This is a genomic window from Vibrio sp. 1874, assembly GCF_033344395.1.
GTDB lineage: Bacteria > Pseudomonadota > Gammaproteobacteria > Enterobacterales > Vibrionaceae > Vibrio > Vibrio alginolyticus.
Genome location: NZ_JAWPOR010000001.1, coordinates 204,528 through 229,586 on the forward strand (window position 1 = coordinate 204,528; position 25,059 = coordinate 229,586).

General features: G+C 46.1%; 21 protein-coding genes and 1 pseudogene. 5 read left to right on the forward strand and 17 right to left on the reverse strand.

The window, feature by feature from the left end:
- Positions 1-84: 84 nt before the first annotated feature.
- Positions 85-537 (reverse strand): bactofilin family protein, encoded by a 453-nt coding sequence (locus R8N46_RS00960; RefSeq protein ID WP_080659230.1) that lies wholly within the window; start codon positions 535-537, stop codon positions 85-87.
- A complete protein-coding gene (locus R8N46_RS00965; RefSeq protein ID WP_053307982.1) occupies positions 441-1,394 on the reverse strand; it encodes a M23 family metallopeptidase in 954 nt (317 codons plus the stop codon). Before R8N46_RS00965 ends, R8N46_RS00960 begins: the two co-directional genes overlap by 97 nt.
- A gap of 427 nt (positions 1,395-1,821) precedes the next feature.
- Between R8N46_RS00965 and R8N46_RS00970 the strand changes: the two genes are divergently transcribed.
- On the forward strand, positions 1,822-3,576 hold the full coding sequence (locus tag R8N46_RS00970) for a hypothetical protein (RefSeq protein ID WP_181881329.1): 1,755 nt from the start codon (positions 1,822-1,824) through the stop codon (positions 3,574-3,576).
- Positions 3,577-3,656: 80 nt separating this feature from the next.
- Here R8N46_RS00970 and R8N46_RS00975 read toward each other — a convergent pair whose 3' ends face one another.
- The 12 genes and pseudogenes from R8N46_RS00975 to R8N46_RS01030 all read right to left on the reverse strand — a co-directional run bounded on the left by R8N46_RS00975 (position 3,657) and on the right by R8N46_RS01030 (position 16,854).
- Positions 3,657-4,301 carry an START domain-containing protein gene (locus R8N46_RS00975; protein ID WP_115386854.1) on the reverse strand — a complete coding sequence of 215 codons (645 nt, stop codon included), beginning with the start codon at positions 4,299-4,301 and terminating at the stop codon, positions 3,657-3,659.
- Between the two features lie 77 nt (positions 4,302-4,378).
- The gene (locus R8N46_RS00980; RefSeq protein WP_115386853.1) at positions 4,379-5,563 is read right to left on the reverse strand and encodes a multidrug effflux MFS transporter; all 1,185 of its coding nucleotides are present in this window, start codon (positions 5,561-5,563) and stop codon (positions 4,379-4,381) included.
- Positions 5,560-6,204, reverse strand: a complete 645-nt coding sequence (locus R8N46_RS00985; protein ID WP_213972089.1) for a recombinase family protein — start codon at positions 6,202-6,204, stop codon at positions 5,560-5,562. The genes R8N46_RS00980 and R8N46_RS00985 overlap by 4 nt, the downstream gene beginning before the upstream one ends.
- A 146-nt stretch (positions 6,205-6,350) precedes the next feature.
- On the reverse strand, positions 6,351-7,358 hold the full coding sequence (locus tag R8N46_RS00990; RefSeq protein WP_033906640.1) for a LacI family DNA-binding transcriptional regulator: 1,008 nt from the start codon (positions 7,356-7,358) through the stop codon (positions 6,351-6,353).
- A gap of 217 nt (positions 7,359-7,575) precedes the next feature.
- Positions 7,576-9,309, reverse strand: a complete 1,734-nt coding sequence (locus R8N46_RS00995) for a sodium:solute symporter family transporter (RefSeq protein WP_213972091.1) — start codon at positions 9,307-9,309, stop codon at positions 7,576-7,578.
- The gene (locus tag R8N46_RS01000) at positions 9,302-10,297 is read right to left on the reverse strand and encodes an ester cyclase (protein WP_213972092.1); all 996 of its coding nucleotides are present in this window, start codon (positions 10,295-10,297) and stop codon (positions 9,302-9,304) included. Before R8N46_RS01000 ends, R8N46_RS00995 begins: the two co-directional genes overlap by 8 nt.
- Before the next feature lie 49 nt (positions 10,298-10,346).
- On the reverse strand, positions 10,347-11,321 hold the full coding sequence (locus R8N46_RS01005) for an ester cyclase (RefSeq protein WP_213972093.1): 975 nt from the start codon (positions 11,319-11,321) through the stop codon (positions 10,347-10,349).
- 513 nt (positions 11,322-11,834) lie between these two features.
- A pseudogene (locus tag R8N46_RS01010) lies at positions 11,835-13,115 on the reverse strand (TRAP transporter large permease).
- Positions 13,112-13,675, reverse strand: a complete 564-nt coding sequence (locus tag R8N46_RS01015) for a TRAP transporter small permease (RefSeq protein ID WP_025768663.1) — start codon at positions 13,673-13,675, stop codon at positions 13,112-13,114. The pseudogene R8N46_RS01010 and the gene R8N46_RS01015 overlap by 4 nt, the downstream one beginning before the upstream one ends.
- Before the next feature lie 58 nt (positions 13,676-13,733).
- Positions 13,734-14,729: a TRAP transporter substrate-binding protein gene (locus R8N46_RS01020; protein ID WP_137282979.1), complete on the reverse strand. Its 996-nt coding sequence runs from the start codon at positions 14,727-14,729 to the stop codon at positions 13,734-13,736.
- Between the two features lie 268 nt (positions 14,730-14,997).
- A complete protein-coding gene (locus R8N46_RS01025) occupies positions 14,998-15,954 on the reverse strand; it encodes a LacI family DNA-binding transcriptional regulator (protein WP_025768661.1) in 957 nt (318 codons plus the stop codon).
- Between the two features lie 150 nt (positions 15,955-16,104).
- The gene (locus R8N46_RS01030; protein WP_005374748.1) at positions 16,105-16,854 is read right to left on the reverse strand and encodes an HpcH/HpaI aldolase family protein; all 750 of its coding nucleotides are present in this window, start codon (positions 16,852-16,854) and stop codon (positions 16,105-16,107) included.
- 289 nt (positions 16,855-17,143) lie between these two features.
- Between R8N46_RS01030 and hisD the strand changes: the two genes are divergently transcribed.
- The 4 genes from hisD (at position 17,144) to R8N46_RS01050 (ending at position 20,975) form a co-directional block, all read left to right on the forward strand.
- Positions 17,144-18,436, forward strand: a complete 1,293-nt coding sequence (hisD, locus tag R8N46_RS01035) for a histidinol dehydrogenase (protein ID WP_005374756.1) — start codon at positions 17,144-17,146, stop codon at positions 18,434-18,436.
- A gap of 1 nt (position 18,437) precedes the next feature.
- Positions 18,438-19,172: an SDR family NAD(P)-dependent oxidoreductase gene (locus tag R8N46_RS01040; protein ID WP_025768659.1), complete on the forward strand. Its 735-nt coding sequence runs from the start codon at positions 18,438-18,440 to the stop codon at positions 19,170-19,172.
- Positions 19,173-19,255: 83 nt separating this feature from the next.
- On the forward strand, positions 19,256-20,260 hold the full coding sequence (locus R8N46_RS01045) for a cupin (RefSeq protein WP_005374765.1): 1,005 nt from the start codon (positions 19,256-19,258) through the stop codon (positions 20,258-20,260).
- Between the two features lies 1 nt (position 20,261).
- The gene (locus tag R8N46_RS01050) at positions 20,262-20,975 is read left to right on the forward strand and encodes an alpha/beta fold hydrolase (protein WP_206970582.1); all 714 of its coding nucleotides are present in this window, start codon (positions 20,262-20,264) and stop codon (positions 20,973-20,975) included.
- Between the two features lie 69 nt (positions 20,976-21,044).
- On the opposite strand, the gene R8N46_RS01055 is transcribed toward R8N46_RS01050, so the two are convergent.
- The 3 genes from R8N46_RS01055 to R8N46_RS01065 all read right to left on the reverse strand — a co-directional run bounded on the left by R8N46_RS01055 (position 21,045) and on the right by R8N46_RS01065 (position 24,721).
- Positions 21,045-22,130, reverse strand: coding sequence for a porin (locus tag R8N46_RS01055; RefSeq protein WP_009706550.1), 1,086 nt, complete (start codon positions 22,128-22,130; stop codon positions 21,045-21,047).
- A 177-nt stretch (positions 22,131-22,307) separates the two neighbouring features.
- Positions 22,308-23,324 carry a nuclear transport factor 2 family protein gene (locus R8N46_RS01060; protein WP_005374772.1) on the reverse strand — a complete coding sequence of 339 codons (1,017 nt, stop codon included), beginning with the start codon at positions 23,322-23,324 and terminating at the stop codon, positions 22,308-22,310.
- A 101-nt stretch (positions 23,325-23,425) separates the two neighbouring features.
- A complete protein-coding gene (locus tag R8N46_RS01065; protein ID WP_005374774.1) occupies positions 23,426-24,721 on the reverse strand; it encodes an MFS transporter in 1,296 nt (431 codons plus the stop codon).
- Between the last annotated feature and the right edge of the window lie 338 nt (positions 24,722-25,059).

The window sequence follows — 25,059 nt, forward strand, 5'->3', positions numbered from 1 at the left end:
GTAGTTTCTGACGAAAATCGTGGCAATAGTAATAAAAAAGACGGCGTGAAAGCCGTCTTTTTTAAGCACTTTAATCAGAGCGTTTTATGCTGATTTACGCGCAAGTCGCTTTTCATTGTTGGTGTTGTTTTCTTTTGTGTTTGCACTGTCTTGAGCCTTACCCTTTAACGTTACCACTTCCTTTTCAGGTAATTCGGCTGCTTCACCAAAGAATTTGCCACCAGGTTCAATGCTGAGGTTATTGCTCCAGATCCTACCGCTTACGCGTCCCTTGGCAAGCACTTGAATGTGTTCTGCGTGACAGTTTCCGTCCATCATGCCGTTAATGATCAGCTGTTTAGCGTAGATTTCACCGTTTACTCGCCCGCTTTCTGCGACAACGAGAGTGCCTTCCACGTTAATTTGACCATCGACGATGCCATCAATCTGGACATCGTTTTCTACTTTGAGTTCTCCGCTAAGAGAACAGCCTTTGGCGATGAGAGTTGAAGCTGCTGAGCTACTCGTTGTTCCACTGTTTTGATTAAAGATTCCCATCGTATTCTTCGCTCCTTAGTAAAAATGTCTTCGAAATCATTAAGGCTCCAATCGACAAATGGTTTCGGATTCAGTGCTCGCCCAACAAATCGCACCTCGTAATGCAGGTGAGGGCCAGAAGAGAGCCCACTGTTGCCGGAAATTGCAATCAGCTGCCCTTTTTTGACGAACTGACCACTTTTTACTTTGAACGCTTTCAAGTGCGAATAAGAACTCGAAAAACCGAAAGAATGTTGCAGCCTGAGGAAGTTACCAGAGCCTTTATTACTGCGGCGGGTGACTTCCACTACCCCATCGGCAGGGGCATAAATTTTGGTGCCGATATTTACGGCAAAATCGAGCCCACGATGCATCTTGGCAACTTTTGTCACCGGATGGATACGCTTACCGAATCCGGAAGATAGCCGTACCTTGCCGACTGGAGAGCCACTTGGTATTTGGTTTAATAACACCATGCGAACGTTTGAGGTTATCGCCGCCGCATCGAGCCTAGCATCCAAGTTATTTGTCGAGGTATGTTCTCCAACCCCAAGCACTTTCTCTAATTCACCCAAACGTTCCGAAACAAGTTGTACCCGTTCTTCCCGTTCTGAAAGGTCATTTTCTAGCTCTGATTTAAGTGTTTTCAGTGTGCTGAGCTCTTCACCCATGGTGCGTGAATGCTCTGTCAATTCAGCTTGTTTTAACGCTGCATTATCAACGCGAGTGTACAAGTGATGAATTAAGATTACGGTCGCGGCCAGAGCAACAACAAAAAAAACGAAAAACGTTTTTATGTTGCGTTGCATCCTTTTACTGAAGTACCAATGTCTTGAGCCATTGATAGTTGATATAGAGATCGTCAACTGGTCTTTCATCGTCTTCTATTGCTCGTATTTGGTATACGTCTCGTCACTGAGTTAGTAGGAATGTAAGGAAAACGAGTAGGGACCGCCAGAGGCAAATTGGAAAGAAGTGTCAGGTCGTGAGGCGTTTTCAGATATTAGATAAAAGACTCAATAAAGATTTAATATTCTGCTGATTTTGGTCGTAATTACTCCAAATCGCTTCATTTAACTGAATATTATGATTTTTAAGGCGGTTATCCGAGAAATTGGATTGTGAATATTGCCAATAGCATCCGCACGCAATTCAACTTACTTCACGGTTTGCCTTATAAATGTTGGATAATTTATCAAACCGACATTCATTACATCGATAACTTGTTTATGATAGCGGTTGATATAAAGCACTATTCATTGGCTTTAAACCTAAGCGTTACATTTCGTTTAGGAACACATAACTATGACAACGGAGTTGGTCGTGAAAAAACTACTATTGGCTACAGCAGTGGTCGCAGCAGCAGGGGGCGCTGGCTACCTGTACCAAAACAATACTACCGCGAGTGATGCAGGCTCACTGTTAACGCAAGTTCCTGCAGATTCACTTATGGTGACGTATCAGACAGAACCTTTTAACCATTATAAATACATGAACGCATTCGGTACGGCGAATCAAGGCTCGATTGCAGAACTTTTTGCCGATGAACCACTGTCTCCACAACAGCAGTTTGCAGTTAACTTATTCGATGGATACCTAGAGAGTGCTGCGTCGCCAGAAACATTAAAAGCTTATTTGGGCACCGGGGAAAACATTAATCCTGTGTTGTACACAATTGGTATGGTACCGGTGTACAAAGTGGATATTGAAGACCCTGCCGCGTTATGGAAAACACTGGATCATGAAGAGCAGATGAGCGGCGCTAAGCATGAGTTGGTTAAGCTTGGTGACGTCGAGTATCGTCGTTACGAGATGACTGATTCAATTGACCCGCAGGACGGTATTGGCTTGGTTGTAGCCGTGGTTGATAACGTGCTTACGTTAACGGTTGATGTTCCGCAACTGGGCGTTCAAAACCCGATTAAAATGGCATTAGGGCTTGAAGCACCAAGTCAAAATATTGCTGACAGTGGACGCCTTGAGGCGTTGCAAGCCAAATACGGTGAAAACAACAACTCTTTTGGTTACTTTGATCATCGCGAAGTGATTAAAGGTTTGACGACGAAAGATGGCAATATGTTTGCTCGTCAAATCAGCACGTTGGATGCAATAGATCCTGAACCAACTATTGAGGAAATGCGTTCACCAGCCTGCCATACTGAGCTTACTCAAGTTGCAGAAAACTGGCCTCAGTCCGTCGCGTTTGCAGAATACAAGATGAAAGGCGATCAGGCGTTCATTAAAGGTTCTTTTGTTGTTGAGTCCAACAATAAAGTGATTCTAGATGCGCTCAAGTCGATTCGTGGTGTATTGGCAGAGTCTAAAAGTGATAAGAGTTTCTTTAGTATGGCGCTTGGTTTAGACATTAATACGCTAGCGCCATCGATTGGTCAGATTTGGGCTGACTTGACCCAGCCTCAATATCAATGCTCTTTATTGACACAAATGCAGCAAGAGATGGGCGGCCAGAATCCAGCAGCCGCTGTAAGCATGGGGTCAGGCATGGTTAACGGCCTTAAAGGGTTAAGCCTGCAAATGTTTGATATCAAAGTAGATACTAATGCTCAGCATGGTGAAGTATTTAGCCAGCTAGATGGTATGTTGTCTCTTTCTGCCAATGATCCAATGATGCTTATTCAAACTGCGCAAATGTTCGTTCCTGAACTTGCTCAATTGCAAATTCAACCGGATAACCAACCTGTTAATGTCAGTGACCTATTAGAAATGCATACTGGCATGAAGGTGGACGTGTTTGCTCGTCTAAACGAAAACCATTTCACTCTTTACAGTGGTGATAGTGCTGCGGAAGCAAGCAAAGAAGTGATGGCGCAATCACTTTCTCCAAATGGCTTGTTCAGCTTTGATTTTGATTCAGAGCGTATTTTGGAAGTGCTAGAGAGTGCGTCGTCAATCACTGGGGAGCCGGTTCCGGATGATGTTGTCAAAAGCTTACAAGGCGAGCTTGTTGGTGGTATGACGATGGACGTGACAGACCAAGGTATTGGTTTTGAGTTTGATTACCGTGGTGCAACTAAACCTGTAACGGTTGCACAACAGTAACACATTGAGTAGAAAAAGGCGGCATATGCCGCCTTTTGTTATTATGTACCGTATTAAAAAGCGAGTGGGAAGAGCGACGCTTACTCATCTATTTGAGGATGAGAGTATTGTTGATATTCAGGTAACTCTTTTCTTAAATTACTAAATGTCGCCCATGCACTTTCTTTTGAGAGTTTGTTGATCAGCCAGTTTGGCAATAGACCTCCGGGGTCAGCAAACGCCTTGTATTCCACGAGTGTTGTATCGTTTGTGAGTTTTTGTAACTCCCAAGTCGCATCAACCGAGCGAATTCGAACATAACCATTTTGTTCAGCAAGATATGAGTCAGGTGCGCTTTTGATTTCTATCGTGAATCCCAGCTCATCGACCCAGTACTTTGAGTAGGTGACCATATCCCGATTTTTGGCAGGCCATGGTGCTTTAAACTGGGTGTAAACGATGTTCTCGGTGGCCGATATCTGATTTAAAACCCGGCTATGACTGGCATTGTCAATCCAGTTCGGGATATTGTCACTGTCTTCCAGTAGCGTTAAAAATGCACCATAGCTGGTGGGTGTGAACATCCGAGCACGGATCTCAACTAAACCGTCACTATGTTCTCGGGAGTAAATTGTGATTCCATTCTTGTCACGCTCGAACTGCCAGTTCTCGTTGGCGCTCGCGTCAGTACCAGCGGATATCAATGTGGCGAGTGTTAAGGCGCCAATTCTTAAATACAACATCATGTTAGTATCCGCCAACTTTTCCTAAATTTAAGTTTATACGATTTGTTGTAGCTATAAGGACAATAGTATGTTTTTTGTTATTGTTCTGAAGGTTGCTCTGCACTGAAGCCACGTTGAATGTTGGTGAAGGTAAGCGATGCAAATATTACGATAACGATCGCTAGATGCCATGCTTGACTCAATCCAAGCTGCACCAGAGTTAAGCTGACCAATGAGGAGACGACCATTTGTCCACCACCAGACATTGCCGCTGCGGCACCTGCTTGCTTTTTATAAGGTTGCATTACCATCGCTTGTGCACAAGGTAGGGCAATACCATTACCCAAGATCATTAATAGCTGTCCTAGCATCAGAAATAGAGGCTCAACAGGGCAGAAAAATAACCATATTGCGGCAGCGAGGTGAAGAAATGGGGTGCAAAGCAGCATTTTTTTATTGCCAATAATTGGCCTTACTCGGTTACAAATCGTGGTACCACATAACATACCCAAAGCGGGAATGAGCGCCCACATCGCGTATTGAGCGGAGGTCATGCCAATTTGATCTTGCATGATAAATGGCATCACAGAGACTGTCGTAATCATTAAGCTGAAGTTTAACCAACTGATACTGGCGAAACTCATAAAGTAACGAGATGTAAGTAAGCTCTTGTATTGGAGCAACATTTTTCGGGATGACGGAATGACAGAACGTTTTGCGATGGTTTCTGTGAACTTAAAGGCGATGATTACCCAGGCCAGCGAGACATAGCCCAACAGAGAAATAAACACCATACTCCAACCGAAGTGGAAGTTGATAAAGCCGCCAATTACAGGTGCAATAAGTGGCGTGATTGAAGCCGCCATGGCGATGTAAGACATTGCCACTGGGAGTTCATCCCCGCTAAATCTATCTCGAGTCGACGCTCTCGCGAGTACCGCGCAGCATCCTGTACCTAACCCTTGTAAAAAGCGCCCCATCACCATCCCTGTAAACGTGTCACTGAAGAAAATAATCATCAGCAGACCAGACATCGCGATGAGTAAACCGGTAAGTAATACTCTTTTTCGTCCTAAAGCATCTGACACTGGCCCGTAGATAAATTGAGAGGGGCCAAAGCCGAGCAAATAAATACTCACAAGTAGTTGAGCTTGGTCGAGGGAGATGGAAAAGTCTTTTGCTATCCATGGCAAAGAGGGCATGACTAGCCCCATGCTCAACTGGCCAACGCTAATAATAAGACAGGCGAGTAGTATAGTATGAAAGTTGATTGGGCGACTCATGACTGGTCTCCATTCAAACAACCTTTTTGGCGTCGTGATCTTAAGCCGCCTTCGTCATCCACTTCATTTAGCTTTGCTTTGACCCGCTTCACAGTCGATAGACTGACTTTGCATTGCTCTGCCACGTTTTGCAATGTGTAGCCTTCTAGCAGTAACGTTGCGATCTGTTGGTGTTTGGTTTTGTTTGCGGGGCGGCCGCGAAACTTCTGTTTCCATAATTCTGGCTGCTCTTTAATGGCCTGTCGCCCTTGCTCTGCGGCAAACAGGCGATGTTCAGTCTGCACTTTCCCATATCCAGATAACACTGTGAGTAGTGTTTGAGTTTGAACAGAATCTGGCTCAAAAGTTATTGATTCACATACGGTTTTCAATGTTACCCCTTTATCGAGTAGCATTTTTATTGTGTTCAATGCTTGACTAAAGTCGCGACCAAATGCGGTCAGCCACCAGAGCACAATCGTATCCCCAGCTCTGACGGAATCGAGCAGTCGTAAGAATGCCTCTCTCTCGGTTGGAGGCATGCAACCACGAACCTTATCCTCAAAGTGCTGAGCTTCGGGCGCAAAAGCTTTTAGAGTATTAAGGTGCTCTTGGTAAGCTCGATTTTTTGGCGAATAGCGAGTGTAAAGATACGTGGTCATAAGGATTATGAGCCTCTTTTCTTTTGGTTCATATAGTGTAATAGCTCATAAATATACATGGGTCCATTAATGCTTACAACACTAAATGAGCCGTTTGGAATTCAGAGGCACATAAAAAAGCCAACCGAATGGCTGGCTATAGCTATTTAAGCTTTTGTTGTCTGTCGCTCGATTAACTTCACTGGCACCATCATTTTTACTAGGCTTCCGTTTTTCGTATTAATTTGATCAACAATGATCTTCACGCACTCGCGAGCGAGGCGACGGAAATCCTGGCGGAATGTGGTTAATTGATAGCTTAACCATTCTGTCTGAGGAATATTATCAAAGCCAATGACTTGTAAGTCCTGAGGAATGCTCAACCCGCATTCTATACGGGCGATATCCATGATCGCCATAGCAAGGTTATCGGTTGCACAGAACACCGCTTCAGGCCGATTTTTGTCTGCCAGTATGGCACGGACTTTATCAAGTGAGCTCGCGTAGTCATAGCTGGCTTCAATGATGCGTGGCGTCTTGCCGGTTAGGTCTTCAAATTCAGAGCAGAAGCCGCTTTGACGTTCGTCATTCGTAAAGGTTGGCACTTCTCCCGTCAAATAAACCGCGTTCTTCACGCCACTTTTGTGCAGAAGTTGCGCAGCTTGTTGGCCTGCTTCGTAGTTGTCACTGATAACGTAGCTACTCCTAGTACCTTCAACAACTCGTGCGTATTGAACAATTGGGATATTAAACTCTTCACATTCTTCATAAAGGGACTTATTGAAGGTTGCGGAAGCAGCAATGACACCATCGACGCGATACTGGAAGATATTTGGGATTGAGTGGCCCTCTTCTTCATCCACTTGCCATGGAATCAATACGGCAGAATAACCTTTTTTCTGTAACTCACTGGAAATTAATTGCAGTGTTTTCATATGGATAGGGTAATCCGCATCAGGAAACACCAAACCTATCAATTTCGATTCGTTTGTGGTCAGGCTACGTGCAAAGGCGTTAGGGCGGTAGTTAAGGGCTTTAGCCGCTTCAAAGACTTTTTGCTTGGTCTTTTCGGATACTGAGCTACCCGGAACAAACACGCGCGATACAGTAGATTGAGAGACGCCTGCCATCTTTGCCACATCTTTTGATGTGACTACGTGTTTAATTGATTTCATGAATAAAACTTAGTTGCCAGTAATTGAGGTCATAAGACTAGCATAAATAGGTACGTATTCATAAATGTTCTGACGGGGTATCCTAAGTAGAATAATGACTTTGGAGTATTAAAAAGCAAAATGTGGGTTAACCCATTTGGTTTGCTTTGAGCTAGCACTAGATCTAGTGCGTAGATACTGTCCGTTTGTTGGACGTACAGTATCTACGTAAAGAAGATTAATTTGCTTGTTTGACTGCAACTTTACGTTTCGGGGAGATGAGTGAATACCCCATGTATCCGATGCAAGCGGTAGCGACAAGAATAGAGCAGCCACGCATAAAGTTAATCAGCATAGGAGCGTTGTCGGTAAACGCGTTTATCCCCCAAAGCATCACGATCGAGAATACAAACATCACTAGTAAGCCATAACATGGAGCATCGATTTTGCCGGGAACGACATACCAACCATCTTCCTTGATTGGTTTATTTAGACGAGCATATTCCGCTTGCTGGCCTTTCACTGTGTAAAGATGCATTTCATCTTGTTTACCCGTCAGGAGAAGGCTAGCAATGTAAGCGACAACGGCATTCACAAGGACTCCAATCACGCAATACCAAGGCCACGCAATATCGGTCGCAACGGCTACATACCAAATCACCAAGAAGCTAGCAGCAACGCCAATTAACAAGCCTTTTTCCGTAATGTGTTTTGAGTAGAAACCAAGGACGAACATACAGAAGCTCGCACCGACAAAGTAAGAGCCTGCCTTACTCAGCACTTCCAGTACCGAGCCTGTGCTGGTGGCAAACATGATCGCTGGAATGATGACCAAAATCGCCCACGCCACCGTGAAGAAACGCGATACCTTTAAGTAGTGCTCTTCCGACTCGTTTTGCTTGTAGAAGCGTTTGTAAAAGTCAGCCACAGAAACGGTCGCCATTGAGTTAAAGGCGGAATCGAGACTCGACATACTTGCCGCCAGAATCGCAGCGGCAATGATGCCCATCAAGCCTGGCATTCCATATTCACTAGCATAATGAAGAATGATGGTGTTGCCGTTTTCAAACTCTTTACCGTCGTAATAAGCGTTGAACAGTACGCCAAGCAAGATAAAGACAAAGTAAATAAAGAAGGCCACGTAGCCCATCATCAGCATTGCCTTTTTCGCATCGCCCATGCTTTTAGCGGCCATACAACGTTGTACCATCATCTGGTTACCGCCATACACGGTGGTGTGGAACATCGTCATTGCGATAACGCCAGCCCATACCGTCGTTACTTGGCTTAGGTTAAAACTTGTCTGTAGGGCATCGGTCATTCCTTTTGCTTTGAGTTCTGCCATGACCTCCGTCATTGGAGCAGGCATGCCATTCCAAACGGCTTCGATGATGATGAACGCGCCAATAAACAAGATCACTGCTTGAATCACATCGGTCCAAATGACGGCCGCGATACCGCCCATTACGGTGTAGATAAGGGCGATTGCAGTGACTATCATGATGCAGTACATCACGTCGATACCAGTAATGAACTCTAAAATCATTGCTGTCGCGTAGAGTACAGCTGCCGAGCTCAATGCTTGTTTGATAAGGAAGATAAACGACAAAGTCAGTCGTGAAGCTTTACCGAAGCGTCGTTCTTGATACTCGTAGATAGAGGTTAAACCGTTGTTGTAGAAAAACGGCATAAACACAGCCACAATGAAGAAGATAACGAGCGGGTAATTGAGGTGAATCGCGATAACCGACAGACCTTCTTTGTAAGACCAAGCTGGCCCGCCAAGGAAAGACATGGCACTCACGTAAGTACAAACGACAGAAATACCGATCGCCCACCAAGGGATGCTCTTATCACCCAAAGCGAATTGGCTAGCTGAAGTTACTCGCTTACCAATCACCGCACCCAATACTAGCGTTAGGGCTATGTATCCACCAAGGATGCTCCAGTTAAGTGCGCCAAACTCATGCATAATTAGGTCCTTCTAACTGTTCTTTCATTTGTGCAAACACGTCATAGCCAAGTTGCAGCAGGATATGAACGATGTCGATCGCCACCCAGTTTTCCTTCAGTAAATCGCCTTCGCGTCGCCAAATGTCCATAACGCGAAGTTCGATGTGTTTTCCGGTTGGGGCAAGACCGAGCCAGCCACTGTGACCAGTGTGAGTACCATGCATATGTGGCCAACCACCTGTGGATACGTAGTCATTTCTGGCCAAAAAATTGACCTCAATATCGACACTTCGGTCAGGGAAGGCAAATACAAATGGCGCTTGATGGTGGTTACGGAAACCTTTGATACCGCGCGTAGTACCAATACCAGCAGGGCCGTACCACATGAAGTCATTGTGCCAGTAGTTTTCTAAATCCATCGAGAAAAGATCTTTGCCATCAAAACGACCCAAGCAAGACAGCATATCTTCAACCAGCTGGGCGCTCTTTTCACTTTCTTCCAAAGACACAACAGATTGTTGAATACCGTCAGAAGTTGCAGGAGAAGGAACCAAGCCATCGTGACCTAAGCTTTTACGAAGAGGGTTGCAGCCTGCTTGATTCATCGCGTCGATGAAGTCTGGGATCATGTAAGATTCGGTGATTTGGTCGTTCTCCACACACACCATTTCGGTGTAACGCAAGTAGAGTATTTTCCCTGTTGCTGGGATGCCAAACAGTGATTGTTCAAATGTACCGATAAAGTAGCCGGTAGAGTTGTACCAAGTGCGGCCTTCGTATTCGCCGTGCATTACGATCATTGGTCGGCGCTCGGCATCAGGCAAAGCATTCACAAGTGGTGAGAGGAAAGATTCGTGGGTTGCATCTGGGCCATTAAGATCGTTCACAGGGTGCGCCACGCACCATTTTACGTCAGGGTTCAAAGTTTGCAGAGCGGCCTGTTTTTGCTCGATGTCTGCGGCTTTGAAGTAGTTCTGGTAGAACTGTTCGATGATGTTGAGTGACATGTTGCTTCCTTACTGTCTGTGATTTTAATAAATAGTGTTTAGTCAGCCGTTAGCCTTGCTGTAGCAGGATTTGCTTCCAGATTGCGGTCTCGTCAAACAAAGTGAATTCGCGACGAAGACCCCAAGGACCAAACTCAGCGTGGCTGATCCCCATGATGTAAACCTCTTTCCCAGAAGGCTTACCAAACATCCCATACCCCTCATGCTTACCGTGCAAAGACCATCGAATTGCAGCGCGTGGTGACATCATGTCGTCATCCCGGCCAATACGATGGTGAACGGTAAATTGAGCATTTGGGAAAGACGCACGAAGTGCCATCCAAAAATGATCGACTTCCGAGTGTGATAGGGCATTTTGACCGCCAGTGTATTCGCCGATACAAGCGCGGTCGTACTCTTTCGGTACTATAGAGAACTCGGCATTCATAAGGCTTCTGAGAATTGCTTCGTATCGCTGACCATATTCGTTGTCGTTGCCTACGCCCAAATAAGGTCCAGGAATGTCGACTTCAGGTGTGAACGGAAATGGGCTTGATTCCACGCCACCTTCAAATTCGATTTGTTGGCGTGCAAATGCTTCTGACGTCATGCCCAGTTGTTTCGCGATATCGGCTTGATCGCGAACCAACCATTCGTCATTGATTTGGTTATTGATGGCGTGGCAATCCGCGATGATACGGAAACGAAGTTTGCGGTTCGAGGCTTGCCCATAGAAGCCGTTGCCACTGTGTGTTGCAGTAGAGATGATTCGATGAGAAGAAAGCATGCCTTGTTCCGGGGAGCCTGACCAAATGACGTCTTCGCCATATAGCGTGCGATCGGGAAACTCGGCCAGTGTCGCCATTGTTGCACTGATCACCCCTTCGTTTCCTTGAACGATAGAGAGTGGAGTACGCACAACAATGTCGGGAGAGTAGTAGTGTTCTAAGGTGTTTAAACCTCGGTCTTCCCAAATCTCTTTTGTGATACCAAGAATGTAGTCGGGAAAATCACGCCACTTTTCATCGAAGCCAACCATGGCCATAAATCACCTCCGTAATTGAATAATTATGTTTTGATTACGTATTCAAAATATATCATGTTGCCATTTTGTCAACGGATTGTTTTTCGATTGTTTAAATAGCGTGCTGATGATCAGGTTTTTAACAATTGAGCGGAAAATAAACTAAAAAAGTACAGGAGAGATGGAAGCTATCTCTTATCGAGACGTGTTAATAAGAAAGGAGGTCAAAGTTTTTTGTATGAATTTCCTAATATCTTATTGTTTTTTAATCGCTTAATTTATTTTTATCTGTTTGAATGGAAACAAATGATTAAGCCAAAACTGATAATCATGCAGATCAAGGCACCCAAATAGACTTTATCGCTAATATTCAGCTATTTTGGTGTCAATTATCCTTATATCTTTCAAATTTTCCTTTTGCATACGAATGCTTAAAGGCTTTTTTATTAAATCGGAAGTAGATAACGAATAAGCCACTAGAAAGGTGTTTATCTAGTGGCTATAACAGTCATAAGCGCTCTATGAGTGCAACGATCAGGATAAAAGCGCAGGTAATGATAGCGAGATGGCAGGGATGAAGGTAATCAACATCAAGGCCACTATCATTGCACCAATCCAACCCATGATGGCTTTAGAGAGCGACTCTATCGGTACTTTTCCTACCTGACTTGCCATAAACAGGTTAGCACCCAGAGGAGGCGTAACAAAGCCAATGGCTAAGTTCACGATCATCACGATACCAAAATGAACGGGGTCCATGCCGAGTGCTGACGTAATGGGTAACAGAATTGGTGTGAGAATAACAATCGCTGCCAGCGTTTCCATAAAGGTACCGACGAGCAACAACAGGACATTGATGCAAAGCAGTATCAGAAGTTTGTTTTCGGTAATCGATAGAATGAACTGAGCAATTTCAGTCGGCAGACGTTCTAGGGTCAATATGCGGCCAAACGTCACGGACGCACCCACAATGACGAGCACAGCGCCAACTAACAGTGACGACTCTAGAATGATTTTCACAACTTGCGCTGGTTTGAGCTCTTTATAAACAAACATGCCAAAGAACAAGCCATAGAGCACACCAATGGCGGCTGATTCGGTAGGCGTGAAGATTCCGGAATAGATGCCACCGAGAATGATAACGGGTAGTAGCATTGCCCAACTGGCTTCTTTTAACGCATCAAGACGCTCTGCCCAAGTCGCTCTGTGCTCGTTACCGGTGTAGCCCCGCATTTTTGAGACAATTAGACAGTAGCCGATCAATACCATACCGACGACCAAGCCAGGAATGATTCCCGCCATGAACATCTTAGTGACGGAGACTTCAGCAGTGATCGCGTAGACGATCATCACCACAGAGGGTGGAATAATGACGCCAATTCCGCCGGAAGAGGCTATCAAGGCACCGGCAAAGCTGCGGTCGTAGCCTTTCTTCACCATCGAGGGAATCATCGTCAGGCCGATAGCGGCAACAGTGGCAGACCCCGTACCAGAGATGGAAGCGAAGAACATGCACGCCACAATGGCGACGATACCAAGCCCGCCAGTAAAGTGGCCAAAGAAGACCTCCGCCACATGCAATAATCGTTTTGAGATCCCTCATTGGCTCATAAGGTTACCTGCTAAGGTAAAAAGAACGACGGCGAGGAGAGGGAAGGAGTCGAGCCCTGTCACCAAGCCTTGTACTAAAAACTCGATGTTAAGGAATGGCAGGCTTAATATCGCGACCATACTGGCTGCCGCCAGAGCAATACCGACCGGAACGCCAATGAGCAGAAGCAGACCAAAGCTGCCAAACAAAAGTGCAGACGTCATGCGTTAAACTCCAATAGTCGGTTAGAAGTACGATACTTTGCTTTGATATGGCGATAGCGTTGGCGAGAAAAGCGAACTCGTTCATTGCTGGTGGAGCACGCGTTCACACGTTGATAAATGCTTGTCACTAGGCGCGCGCAGCTTAATAGTGCGCAAACTAAAACAGAGGCATACAAACACGCAATAGGAATTTCCATTGCGGGTGCAATCTGACCGAGTTGCAGGCTGCGGTTTATAACCTTAAATCCAAACCAGGCGACAGTTGCACTAAAGGCAAGGTAGATAAGATCAGAGACAATCAAACTGAATTGCGTCCAATTGCCCGGAAGTTTATCGATGAACACACGAATGCGGATGTGTCGATCATCTCGGATACAGTAGCTGATGCTCAGGTACATCGCCCATACGAATAAATAACGAGCCAGCTCTTCAGCCCACGCGATCGTTGCATCGAACAGGCGTAGGGCGATTTGCAAGCACAGTAAAGTTGTCATCGTTGAGATCGCGATAACGATAAGGGTTGGTTCTAGGTATTTGTCTAGTAAGCGAAACCACTTCATGTTCACCTCCAAAACGAGAAAGCACGACCTGTTGCCAGATCGTGCAAAAGAGTGGGAGTTATAGGCGTTCTATCTCGGCCATCACGTTGTCAAACAAGTCTTTACCCGTTTTACTGCGCAAGTCCTGGTACACGGCCGCATTCATTTTCTCTTTCATGATGCTGCGTACCTCGTCTGGGACGATGTTAACCGTCATGCCTTTTGCTTCGAGCTCTTTGATTACTTCTCGGTTTTGCTGCGCGGCGAGCTCACGCTGTTTTGCGATGGTTTCTTTGCTTACTTCACTGATCAGCGCTTGTTGTGCGGCCGGCAGTGAATCCCAAAACGATTTGTTCATGAACAACACGTAGTTGGTGTATATATGGTTAGTTAAAGAGAGATACTTTTGTGCCTCGTAAAAACGTTCGGCATAAATAGAGTAGATAGCACTTTCTTGAGCGTTAATCAGGCCTTGTTGTAACGAGGTGAAAATTTCTCCCCAAGACAGAGGTGTTGGCGCAGTACCAATAGATTTCCACGCGCTTATTTGAGTGGGGTTAGATGCCGAGCGAATCTTTAGCCCTTTCAGGTCCTCAATACTATCAACTGGCTGTTTGTTGTTGGTCACGCTACGAAAGCCGACCTCCATAAAGCCAAGTCCATGAAAGCCTTTTGATTCCATAGCATTCAACAATGGTTGTCCGATCTTCTCACTGTCGAGCGCTTTGTGTGCTTGCTCTTCGCTATCAAAAAGGTAGAACACGTCGAGCACGTTAAACTCTGGGACGTAGGGAGAGAGTAAAACTGACGCACCAAACGTCATTTGTAAGTTGCCTTGCTGTACGAGTTCAGTCGTCTCACGCACATCGCCTAGTTGTCTTGCCGGATAGATTTCAACTTCTATCTCACCGTTTGAGCGAGCTTCCACTTCTTGTTCGAAATAGAGCATTGCTTTGTGTACGGGAGAGGTTTCTTGACTGTCATGAGCAAGACGAATAACACTGGTTGCAAACGTATTCATACTGCTAAATGCAAGCCCCAGTGCGGTAAGTGAAGTAAGGATTGCTTTCTTCATCGTTCTTCCTTGTTTCTGGTATGACATGCCATGGGCATTCGTTGGCAAGTCACACAACTTTTTATGTTTTTATAAATTAGTTGAGCAATTCATATCCATTTTGCATACGAATCCAAAATAAAACATTAAAGTAACAAGTCAATAACAAGATTGATGAATTGATGAGGTATTAAATAACGATTGGTGAAAATTTAATCGTGATCACAGAAAATGCCTTACTCGAAAGCAAGGCATTTTGTTTTATGAAGAATGAATAAAAATGGATTTATTAAATGGTGCTACTACGTTCGATCAAGGTGCCTTGCTCGAAAAGGTATTCGCCAGTTGCATCCAGGTTGCCGTTGATTCGATTCATCAAGTCTTCAACCGCTCGTTTAACAATTTTGTCGACTGGTTGAGCAATGGTGGTCAAATCATAGCTCGGCCATGCAGACATCGGAATGTTATCTACACCCATCACAGAGAAGTCTTGGGGGATCTTTGCTCCGGCTTGTCGCAAGCCATCCATCACACCCATGGCGAGGATGTCGTTTGCACAAAAAATTGCATCGGGTTTGCTAGTGTGCGACAAGATCGCTTTCGCCGCTTCTAAGCCTGCTTCAAAGCTGTACTTGGCTTGGATAAAGGTTGGTGACGGGGAGCCGAGTTCTTGCAATTTTGAAGAGAAACCCAGCCAACGCTCTTCACTGGTCATGGAGCCAGCATCGCCACTGATATAAGCACACTGTTTTGCGCCTTTCTGCGTTAAATACTCGGCTGCTTGTTGGCCCGCCAATCGGTTATCAATACCAGAGCTATTGGCATTAATACCCTCGGCGTAGCGGTTAATCAAGCTTAAATGAACGCCAAACTTTTCGCATTGGGCAAACGCGCGTGAGGTTAAACGGCTGGTGGCGATAACGAGTCCGTCCACTTGGTATTCAATGGCGCGTGAAATGGCGAGATCGAGGTCGTCCTTGTCGATAGGGCAAAGCACAACTTGTCCGCCTCGCTTTTGAATTTCGACAGCCAAAGCACGAGATTGCATGTCGTACATTGGGTTTGATTCGCTATCTAACGCAATCGCCACTAAGCCTGAACGATTCGAAATCAGACCTCGGGCGATGGCATTCGGTGTGTATCCGAGCTTAGCTGCGGCATCCATCACCATTTTGCGTTTCTTCTCGCTAATACTCGCAGTCGGGCTGAATGCTCTAGATACCGTCGATTGAGAGACGCCGAGCATCTTCGCGACGTCGATCGAAGTTACTTTCGCTTTAATGGTGATACTCCTTATTTAAGGCCATTGAACCTTCTCATACGTGCTGAGTGTATGGGCTAGGGGATTTCTGTGTCTAGAGCATTACATTGATAAGGCGTAAATATCAGAGAAAACTCAAGAATTCATCACATTTCTCTCTTGTTTGAAGCCATCAATGATCATTTTGTGTTCAGACCCAACACAAAAGAAGCTAACGCCGAGTTCACGCCATTCCCGAGCTTGTTGAGCCGTCGCGACAAACATGCCAACAGGTTTATTGGCGGCTCTGGCCGCTTCGATTACTCGCATACTTGCTTGTGCGACTTTCTCATCATGAACGCTATCAGCACCATAAGCGACAGTGAGATCAACTTGGCCAATGAAGAGCGCATCAATTCCTTCAACATTGGCAATCGCTTCAACATTTTCAACCCCTTGAGGGTCTTCAATTTGTGCAATGACAATCGTATTCGCACGGCTGTCTTTTAAGTGTTCAACCATGGGCTTAGTGGCGTATTGCGCTGCTCGACTGGAACCAGCATACCCTCGGCCACCTTCGCCGTAATGGCAGATTTTCGCCAGTTGCGTCGCTTGCTCAGCAGTACAAACATGGGGAATTTGTACACCCGCCGCGCCACAGTCAAGCGCGTTCAAAATGGTTGAAGGAGCGCTGTCTTGTACTCGTACCACGCACGCGAGGTCATTCGCTCTGGCCGCCATGATGCACAGATCAAGCGAGGAACGATCGAAAGGTGCGTGCTCTGCATCCAGTACCACAAAAGGCAACTCTGCCAGTGCCAATACCTCGATAATGTGAGGATGAGGGGTTTTAACAAATGTACCTAATAGCGTTTCTTTAGTCAGACGTTGCTTAAAATTGCTCATAATTCTCTCCTTTGCAAAGGTATGCAAAAACTAACATGTAGAAATATAAATGATGAGTAAAAATGATGTGATCTAAAACTCATTTTTGATTAAAAATTAAACTCAATCAAGGTGCTTATTACTTGATTTTATTTGTTTAAATTAATCAATACAAAGGCTTAAGGATTATTTTTGTGGTTTGTTGACTTAACTTGTCAAATGTTAATTAAGTGTTTAATCTGATTTTGCATTCGTATCCAAACGCATAAAAATAACCGTTCGTCAGCCTCAATGTTCAAGGAGAAACCCAATGGCACGCATTTTAAAAAACGGAATCACTGAAGAAGCATCAGCATCAAACGACGCAAAAGTGCGTCAGATTGTTGAAAACATTCTTGCTGATATTGAATCGAAAGGTGATAGCGCTGTACGTGAGTTGTCTGAAAAGTTTGATAACTGGTCGCCGGAGCAATTCCGCCTGTCAGAAGAGCAAATCCAAGCCTGTGTGGATGCGCTTGATGAATCGACTCGTCATGATATCGAGTTCGCTCAGCAACAAGTTCGAAACTTTGCTCAAATTCAACGTGACTCAATGAAAGACGTCGAAGTAGAAACCATGCCTGGTGTGGTACTGGGGCATAAAAATATTCCAGTCAACAGCGTGGGTTGTTACATCCCTGGCGGTAAATACCCATTGGTTGCATCCGCTCACATGAGTGTACTGACGGCGAAAGTCGCGGGCGTAAAACGTGTTATTGCTTGTGCACCACCGTTTAATGGCCAGCCGAATGTGGCGATTGTCGCTGCGATGGCAATGGCGGGTGCGGATGAAATCTATTGCTTCGGTGGTGTTCAGGCGGTAGGTGCAATGGCTCTGGGGACGGAGACTATTGCACCGGTCGATATGATTGTAGGGCCGGGTAACGCATTTGTGGCAGAGGCAAAACGTCAGTTGTTTGGTCGCGTCGGTATCGATTTGTTTGCAGGGCCAACGGAAACCTTGGTCATTGCTGATGAGAAAGGCTGTGACCCGGAATTGGCTGCGGCAGACTTGCTTGGTCAGGCTGAGCATGGTTACAACTCTCCCGCTGTATTGTTGACCAATAGCGAAACATTTGCGCAAGAAACCATCAAAGAGATCGAACGTCAGTTAACCATTCTCCCAACGGCTGAAGTTGCGGGTAAAGCGTGGGCAGATTACGGACAAGTTATTGTGTGTGATAGCTACGAAGAAATGGTGGAAGTGGCAGACGATATCGCTTCTGAACACGTGCAAGTGATGACGGAAGATCCTAAATACTTCCTAGATAACATGACCAACTACGGTGCCTTGTTCCTAGGTCGTGAAACCAACGTTTCTTACGGCGATAAATGTATTGGTACCAACCATACACTGCCAACGAAGAAAGCGGCGCGATACACCGGTGGTCTTTGGGTAGGTAAATTTATCAAGACCTGTACTTACCAGCGTGTAACGGAAGCTGCGTCGCTAAAAGTCGGTGAGTACTGCTCTCGCTTGTGTGCACTCGAAGGTTTTGCTGGCCACAAAGAGCAAGCGGATATTCGTGTGCGCCGTTACAAAGGCAAAGTGGAAGAGGCGTAATATGTCGAAACTTGCCTTAGTCACAGGCGGCAGTGGCGGACTGGGTGCCGCCATTTGTCGCAAGCTAGCTGAATCGGGATATCGCGTAATTCTGACTTACAACAGTAATCAGAAAGCGGCCGAGGATGTGCTTTCCTCGCTGCCACGTAACGAGCATCTAGCATTCAAATTGAACGTGGCAGATTCTAGTGCGATTGAACAGCTTAAACATCAAGTCAGTGAAATAAGCGACAAGCTGGATTTGTTGGTCAACTGTGCGGGGATGACGAAATTCGTCGCGCACTCTGATTTGCAAAGTTTAGATGACCAGCTGTTTGACCAAATTTTCCAAGTGAACGTCCGTGCGCCTTTTGCCATGGTTCGAGCGTTTGAGCCTTGGCTTAAGCAAGCCAATGGTTGTGTGGTGAACATTACTTCTATCGCGGCACAGACTGCGATGGGGAGCAACATTGCTTACTGTGCAAGTAAATCTGCCGCGGAGAACATGACCCGTTCTTTAGCTCGCGCTCTGTCTCCCGAGGTTCGAGTTCTGGCTGTTGCTCCAGGGCTTGTCGACACTGAGTTTGTCAAAGGCTTGGATGACGCATGGCGTAATCAACAAGAACAATCCACACCGCTTAAGCGTTTAGCCAATGATGAAGAAGTCGCTCAAGCCGTGTACGCCGCTGCAGATCTTCTGACCTTCTCGACAGGCAATACCATCGCGGTTGATGGTGGGCGACCTTTAGGTCTGTAACACACTTTAGGTTTGTAACTAACTTTAGGTTTGTAACTAACAATTCAAAGGCTAGGTCCAAACAAGGACAACAAGGATTTACAATGACTCTACAATCTAAAATGAATAATAACCTGGTCCGCTACATGGAACTGATTCCGGGTACGAGTGCGTTTATTGATGCGCGCACGCCAGGCAGTGATCTCAAAGATAACTTTTGCATTATCGGTGCTGGGGTGGCAGAGAGCAGTCGTCAGCATGTTCATATTCGCGATACGGCGGGCTTTAATATTGGTGCTGCAGGCCAACCGCCGGGCATCAAAAATTCGTTGCACTCTCATCGTACCGCTGAGCTTTTCTTGGTGTTCAAAGGTCAGTTCCGTTTTTATTGGGGGAACGATGGAGAGCATGAGGCGGTGTTGTCTCACGGTGACGTCATCTCGATTCCAACCAATCTCTTCCGTGGATTTGAAGTGGTTGGCCGCGATTACGGCTTTATGTTCTCGGTACTTGGCGGCGACGATTCAGGTGGCGGCGTTATTTGGCATCCAAACGTTATTAAAGACAGTCAAGGTTATGGTTTATACCTCAAAGCCGATGGCACACTCGTGGACACCATTAATGGCGACCCGGTGCCACAAGAATCAGAATTGATGCCGCTGCTTACCGAAGAAGAGCTCGCGACCTTCGATACCTACACCGCAGAAGAGATGATGCCATTTGTCGCTCTGCAAAAAGATTATCGTGAAATCAAAGGCGATTTCGGCGGAAGCAACGTGAAACAATACGCCTTAACGGGTCATCCTTTGGCGAGTTATGACTTCCAAGTAAAGAGTGAAGATGAAGTGAGCATCATGGCTTATGAGCTTTCTGAAGGTGGCTCGATTCCTCAACACTGCCGAGAAGAAAAACAAGTGCTTATCAACTTTGATGGCGATACTGAAGTGGTCCTCACGCATCAAGGCGAACAAGCGAGTGTTGTTTTAACGCGCGGTGATGTGCTGAATGTTCCAGAAGGTGCGTCTTATTCACTGACGAACTTGCGTGGTAATAGTTTGACGTATTGCATTCTTGGGTCTGATCAACCAAAGCCGCTGGCAGGAGAATAAAATGACGCAACCCACCTCGTTAGTTTGGCTACCCGGACTACTTTGTGATGGCACATTGTTTGAGGAAGTCAACCGAGCGTTGCCAAGTTGGGTTGAGCCTTCATGCCCGACGCTGGCCTCATTGCCGTCAATGGAACAGCTGGCGCAGAAAGTGTTGCAAGACGCACCGCAGGAGTTTGTCTTGGGTGGCCTATCAATGGGTGGGATTCTTGCCTTTGAGGTGTACCGTCAAGCGCCAAACAGAGTCAAAGGCTTGATCCTCATGGATACCAATGCAGCAGATGAAAAGCCAGAGGTGACACAAAAGCGTGATGCACTGGTTAGTCAGGCATTAAATGGTGAGTTTGAACGCATTACGCCTGACACTCTGATGCCTGTGCTGATTCATCCAAGCCGTTTGCAAGACAAAGCGTTAACTGAGCGTATAGAAGGCATGGCGGTCAATGTAGGTTTGGAGGCATTTGAAGCACATGCTAAAGCGTTAGCAACTCGCCCGGATGCTCGACCTTTATTGGCGGACATTCAAGCTCCTACGTTGGTGATAACAGGTAAAGAAGATAAGCTTTGTCCGCTAGACAATCATCTGCTTATGGAGCGATGCATGCCAAACGTCACGCTTCATGTTATCCCTGAGTGTGGGCATCTATCTACGCTTGAGCAGCCTTTAATTATTAGTGAAGTGATGACTACTTGGCTTCAAGATAACTTTGCTTAGTGTTGATAAGAACTTCATCACTCACCACCTTAAGGTTACTTGGGTATAGGTGGTGAGCGATGAGTATTATCAGAAGTAGTAGCGAATACCTGCCGCGAATTGATCATCACGGTTTTCGAATTTGCTGCCATCGTACTGATCTTTACCTAGGTCGAACTGGTATTCAGTCCAAACTAGGAATTTGTTCTTCTGGAAGTGGTATTCAAGACCAGGAATCAGCAAGTTACGCTCGTAGCCTTGTGTCTCGTCACCGCGATCTTCCATGTAGTTGTAGTTCAACGTTGGGCGTAGGCCGTTATCGAAGTGGTAGTAAGTGTAGATTTCGCCACCTAGGGTATCGAACATTACGTCCGTACCGCCTTGGCTCACTGCTTCCCAGTTTTCGCCAACGTGGAAAGTCGCACCTGCGTAGAAGCCACCGTTGCTGTAGTTTGCGCCCAATAGCATGATGCGCATGTTGTCGCCGTTTTCTACGCCAACCACGCTTGCGTCTAAATCAGCAACTTCATTTTGATGGTAAGCCGCACCCAGTGTTACGCCATCAACGGGTTTGTAAGTGATCGACGCACCCATGCCGTTTTTCAGTGAGGCTGTCGCATTGCCTGCTAGAGCAACATCTTCACGCGTGGTTTGGTAAGTAAAGCCGTAGCTCACTTTTTCATTGATTGAATTACGGTACGTAATTGAGTTTTCTGCACGACCAGCACCGGATGCGATACCCCAGTCAGCTAGGTTGTAAACACCTGAGCCACGAGTACCGAATACACGACCTAAATCGGTGTACCATGCTACGTCGTAGAAGGTAGACCACTGCTTAGTACCCGCAGCAATCTTGCCGTATTTTTCGTGATCAACACCTGCGTATAGCAAGCGGTCGTAAATGTTGTCGCCGTTCGCGCCAGAGTTGTAGCCCCATTCCGCGTGACCGAAACCAGTCCAGCCGTTATCCAGACCCATTTGGCCTTTCAAACCGAAACGTGAGCTGCCGCTGTTCCATTCGCCGTTGTCATCACCGCCACGGTCTTGGTAACGAAGATCGAAACGGCCATCGATGGTTAGGCTGTCGCCAGCGTCATTAACAAAAGTGTGTGCAGCAAAGGCTGAGCTAGAAGTAAGCGCTGCTAAAATCACTGCAGAAAGGGTCGACTTTTTCATCATCAATCTCATTATTCAGGGCGCAGAAAGCCACCGTGCGTTCATGCCCGTTTTGAATAAGGGTTCTATCTTGAGGTTGTGCCCCATCCTTGAGGCACGAGTTGGGAGCATGTCACCTGAACCGAGAGGGGATTCAGGCAACATAAAGGCGGGTTGACAATCCGCCCCTAGGACTTCTTATAGAGAAGGGTTTAGGATCTGTTGAGTACGCTCGAACACGTCTAGACCTTGCTGTTTTAGCCAGTAAGGAAGGTCGATCAGTACCCAGTTCTCAGATAGCTTGTCGCCGTCACGGTAGTAAACGTCAACCACTTGCATGTCTGCACGTACTTCACCACCTGTCATACCTAGGAAACCACCGATTGGCGTGTTAGATAGGTTTGGCCAGCCGAAGAAACAAGAGAAGTTACCTTCTGCGAAACGACATACGTGGCCGTTAAACTTCTTGTCTTTCAGGTTGTTACGGAACGGCAATTGGTGCTGCTGTTGGTAACGAGGAATTGTGTAAGACGCACCGATACCACATGGACCGTACCAGATCATGTCTTTAGACCAGCTCTTCTCAAGAACTTCTGGTGGGCAACCCATAGCGCCGCTGTCGTTTAGTGCAGATAAGTCATCAACCATCTTGTTCACTAGTGCTAGTGTTGCTACGCCTTCTTCTGGTGCTGCGTCTTCGAACAGTAGACCGTCGTGGTTACGAGGACCAGGGTATACGAAGTGCTTACCTGTTGATGGTGGTAGTGGGTAACAACCCGCTTGGTCCATCGCGCCTAGAAGGTCTAGGAATAGGCCAGTCTTAGTGATCTTGCCGTTTTCAACACAGTTAAATTCTGCGTAACGGATGTTCATGATTTTGCCAGTTGGGCGCATGCCTAGGTATTCAGCGTCGAATAGACCCATGAAGTGACCCATGCTCATTACCCAGATTTCACCTGATGTTACTTCGTTCTCACCACCGATGAAGATGTCTTGACGACGCTGCATGCGAGTCATTGATTTCATCAAAGGAGCCCAGAAAACGTCAGCCGCTGCTTGAGCGCCTTGTTGTTCACGGAATGGGTAAACACCACGCCATAGGTAATCTTCTGAAGTGTGTGCTTTTAGTACTTCTGCCACGTTCTCGTGAGTTGCGTTTTCCATTGCGCTGAAGTATTCACGTACAACGCGTTTCGCTTCTTGATATTTAGACATAATAAACTCTCTTATTTGCTGTCGAGTCGGCTTTGGGAACAGGACTCGAAATTAAGTTTTTTCATCCGGCCGGGGAGCCAGCCGGAGTTTTTGAAATTCAGTTACGCTTTTGCTGCTTCGGCTTTTTTGCTCTTATCGAACACGCCGCCTTTTAGTGTCTCTGGCAGTGATAGCCATAGAAGACCAGCAAGGATCCATACGATTGGTGAACCCCACATTGCGGTTTGTAGGTCGGTACGCTCTTGGATGAAGATAAGTACCATTGGTGCCCACATACCGAGGATACGACCGCCGTGGAATAGCGCTGCGCCGTAGCTACGTAGGTGTGCTGGGAACAGTTCTGAGAAGTAACCACCCCATACCGCTGAAGAAGACAGACCGAAGTTGTAAATCAGACCAAGTAGAGCCAGCATGTTTAGGCCGCCAATCACCATGTCGCCAGGTGCAACAAAGAAGATTGAAACCATGATGCCCGCTAGGATGAAGCCAAATGCGTTCACCTTACGACCGAACTTGTCAGCTACCCAACCCCAGAACCACGCACCAAACAGTGAACCAAATGCTGAGATAGAGAAGATGAGACCGATGGTTGCACCGTCGAACATACGTACATCACGTAGGTATGTGGTTACGAAGCCACCAAAGAATTGGAAACCGTAGAAGTTAAGGCCAGCCAGTAATAGACACGTTAATGTGATCTTACGGTAAGGCTTGCTTAGCATTTCGCCCCAAGAGCCTTTTTTCGCTGGTGCATCTGATTCTTCTGCTTTTGCTTGCTCTTCTTCACCGTAAGCGATCACTTTGCTGTCGCTAGGTAGTACAAAGATCATGACCACAGCGGCTGCCAATGGTGGGATACCACCAACAAGCATTAGGCTTTCCCATGGTGCATCGATGCTTGCAATAAATGCTGCATACGCACCCATTACCATCAGTGCTACAGAGAACATAGAAGACGCGAATGCCGTCAACTTACCACGTACCGTTGGCGTAAATAGGCCGATCATTAGGCTTACTGCCACGGTGAAGTAACCACCCAGTGACAAACCAATGATGAAACGCATTGCTGCCCATGTTGTGTAGTCGGTGAACATCATATTGATGATCGTTGCGCCACCGTTTAGGGCTGTGATGGTAATAAGAGTGGATTTCTTACCAAATTTTGTTGCGAACCAAGCACAGCTCAATGCACCGATAAGTGCACCAACCGACTGCCATGTATAGAACTGGGCAGTGTCTGACAGGCTAATACCATCATACGCTTCAACGATGTATGGGCGTACGTAGTCAATAATTACAAAGTTATAACAATAGAAAAAGTAACCAACCAGTATCGCTAGATAGGCAGCTACCCTTTGAATCATAGGAACTTCGCTCATGTGTCTTTTGGCATTCATGACCGATAAACCTCTATTTCACTTAGGATTTGTTGCTATTCAAACTTAAAGAACACGATCTTATTGGGATCATCTTCGATTTCGTGTCGTGGTGAATCATAGTTTTTTTAAGGTCATTAGATCCGTGATCAATATCAATTTTAAAATGAATGCGTACCCAATTAGTGGTTTTTAGTGATGGGAGTCTCATTAAATCGGTCTTTTTGGCATTTTTGAATATATAACCGTCTATATTGGTGATTATAGTCACAGTTATGGCGGGATTATCGTTTAGATATGCTTTTTTAAAGTAATATCCAAGCACAAATAATTAGCACCCAGAATTATGGAAACCCTGA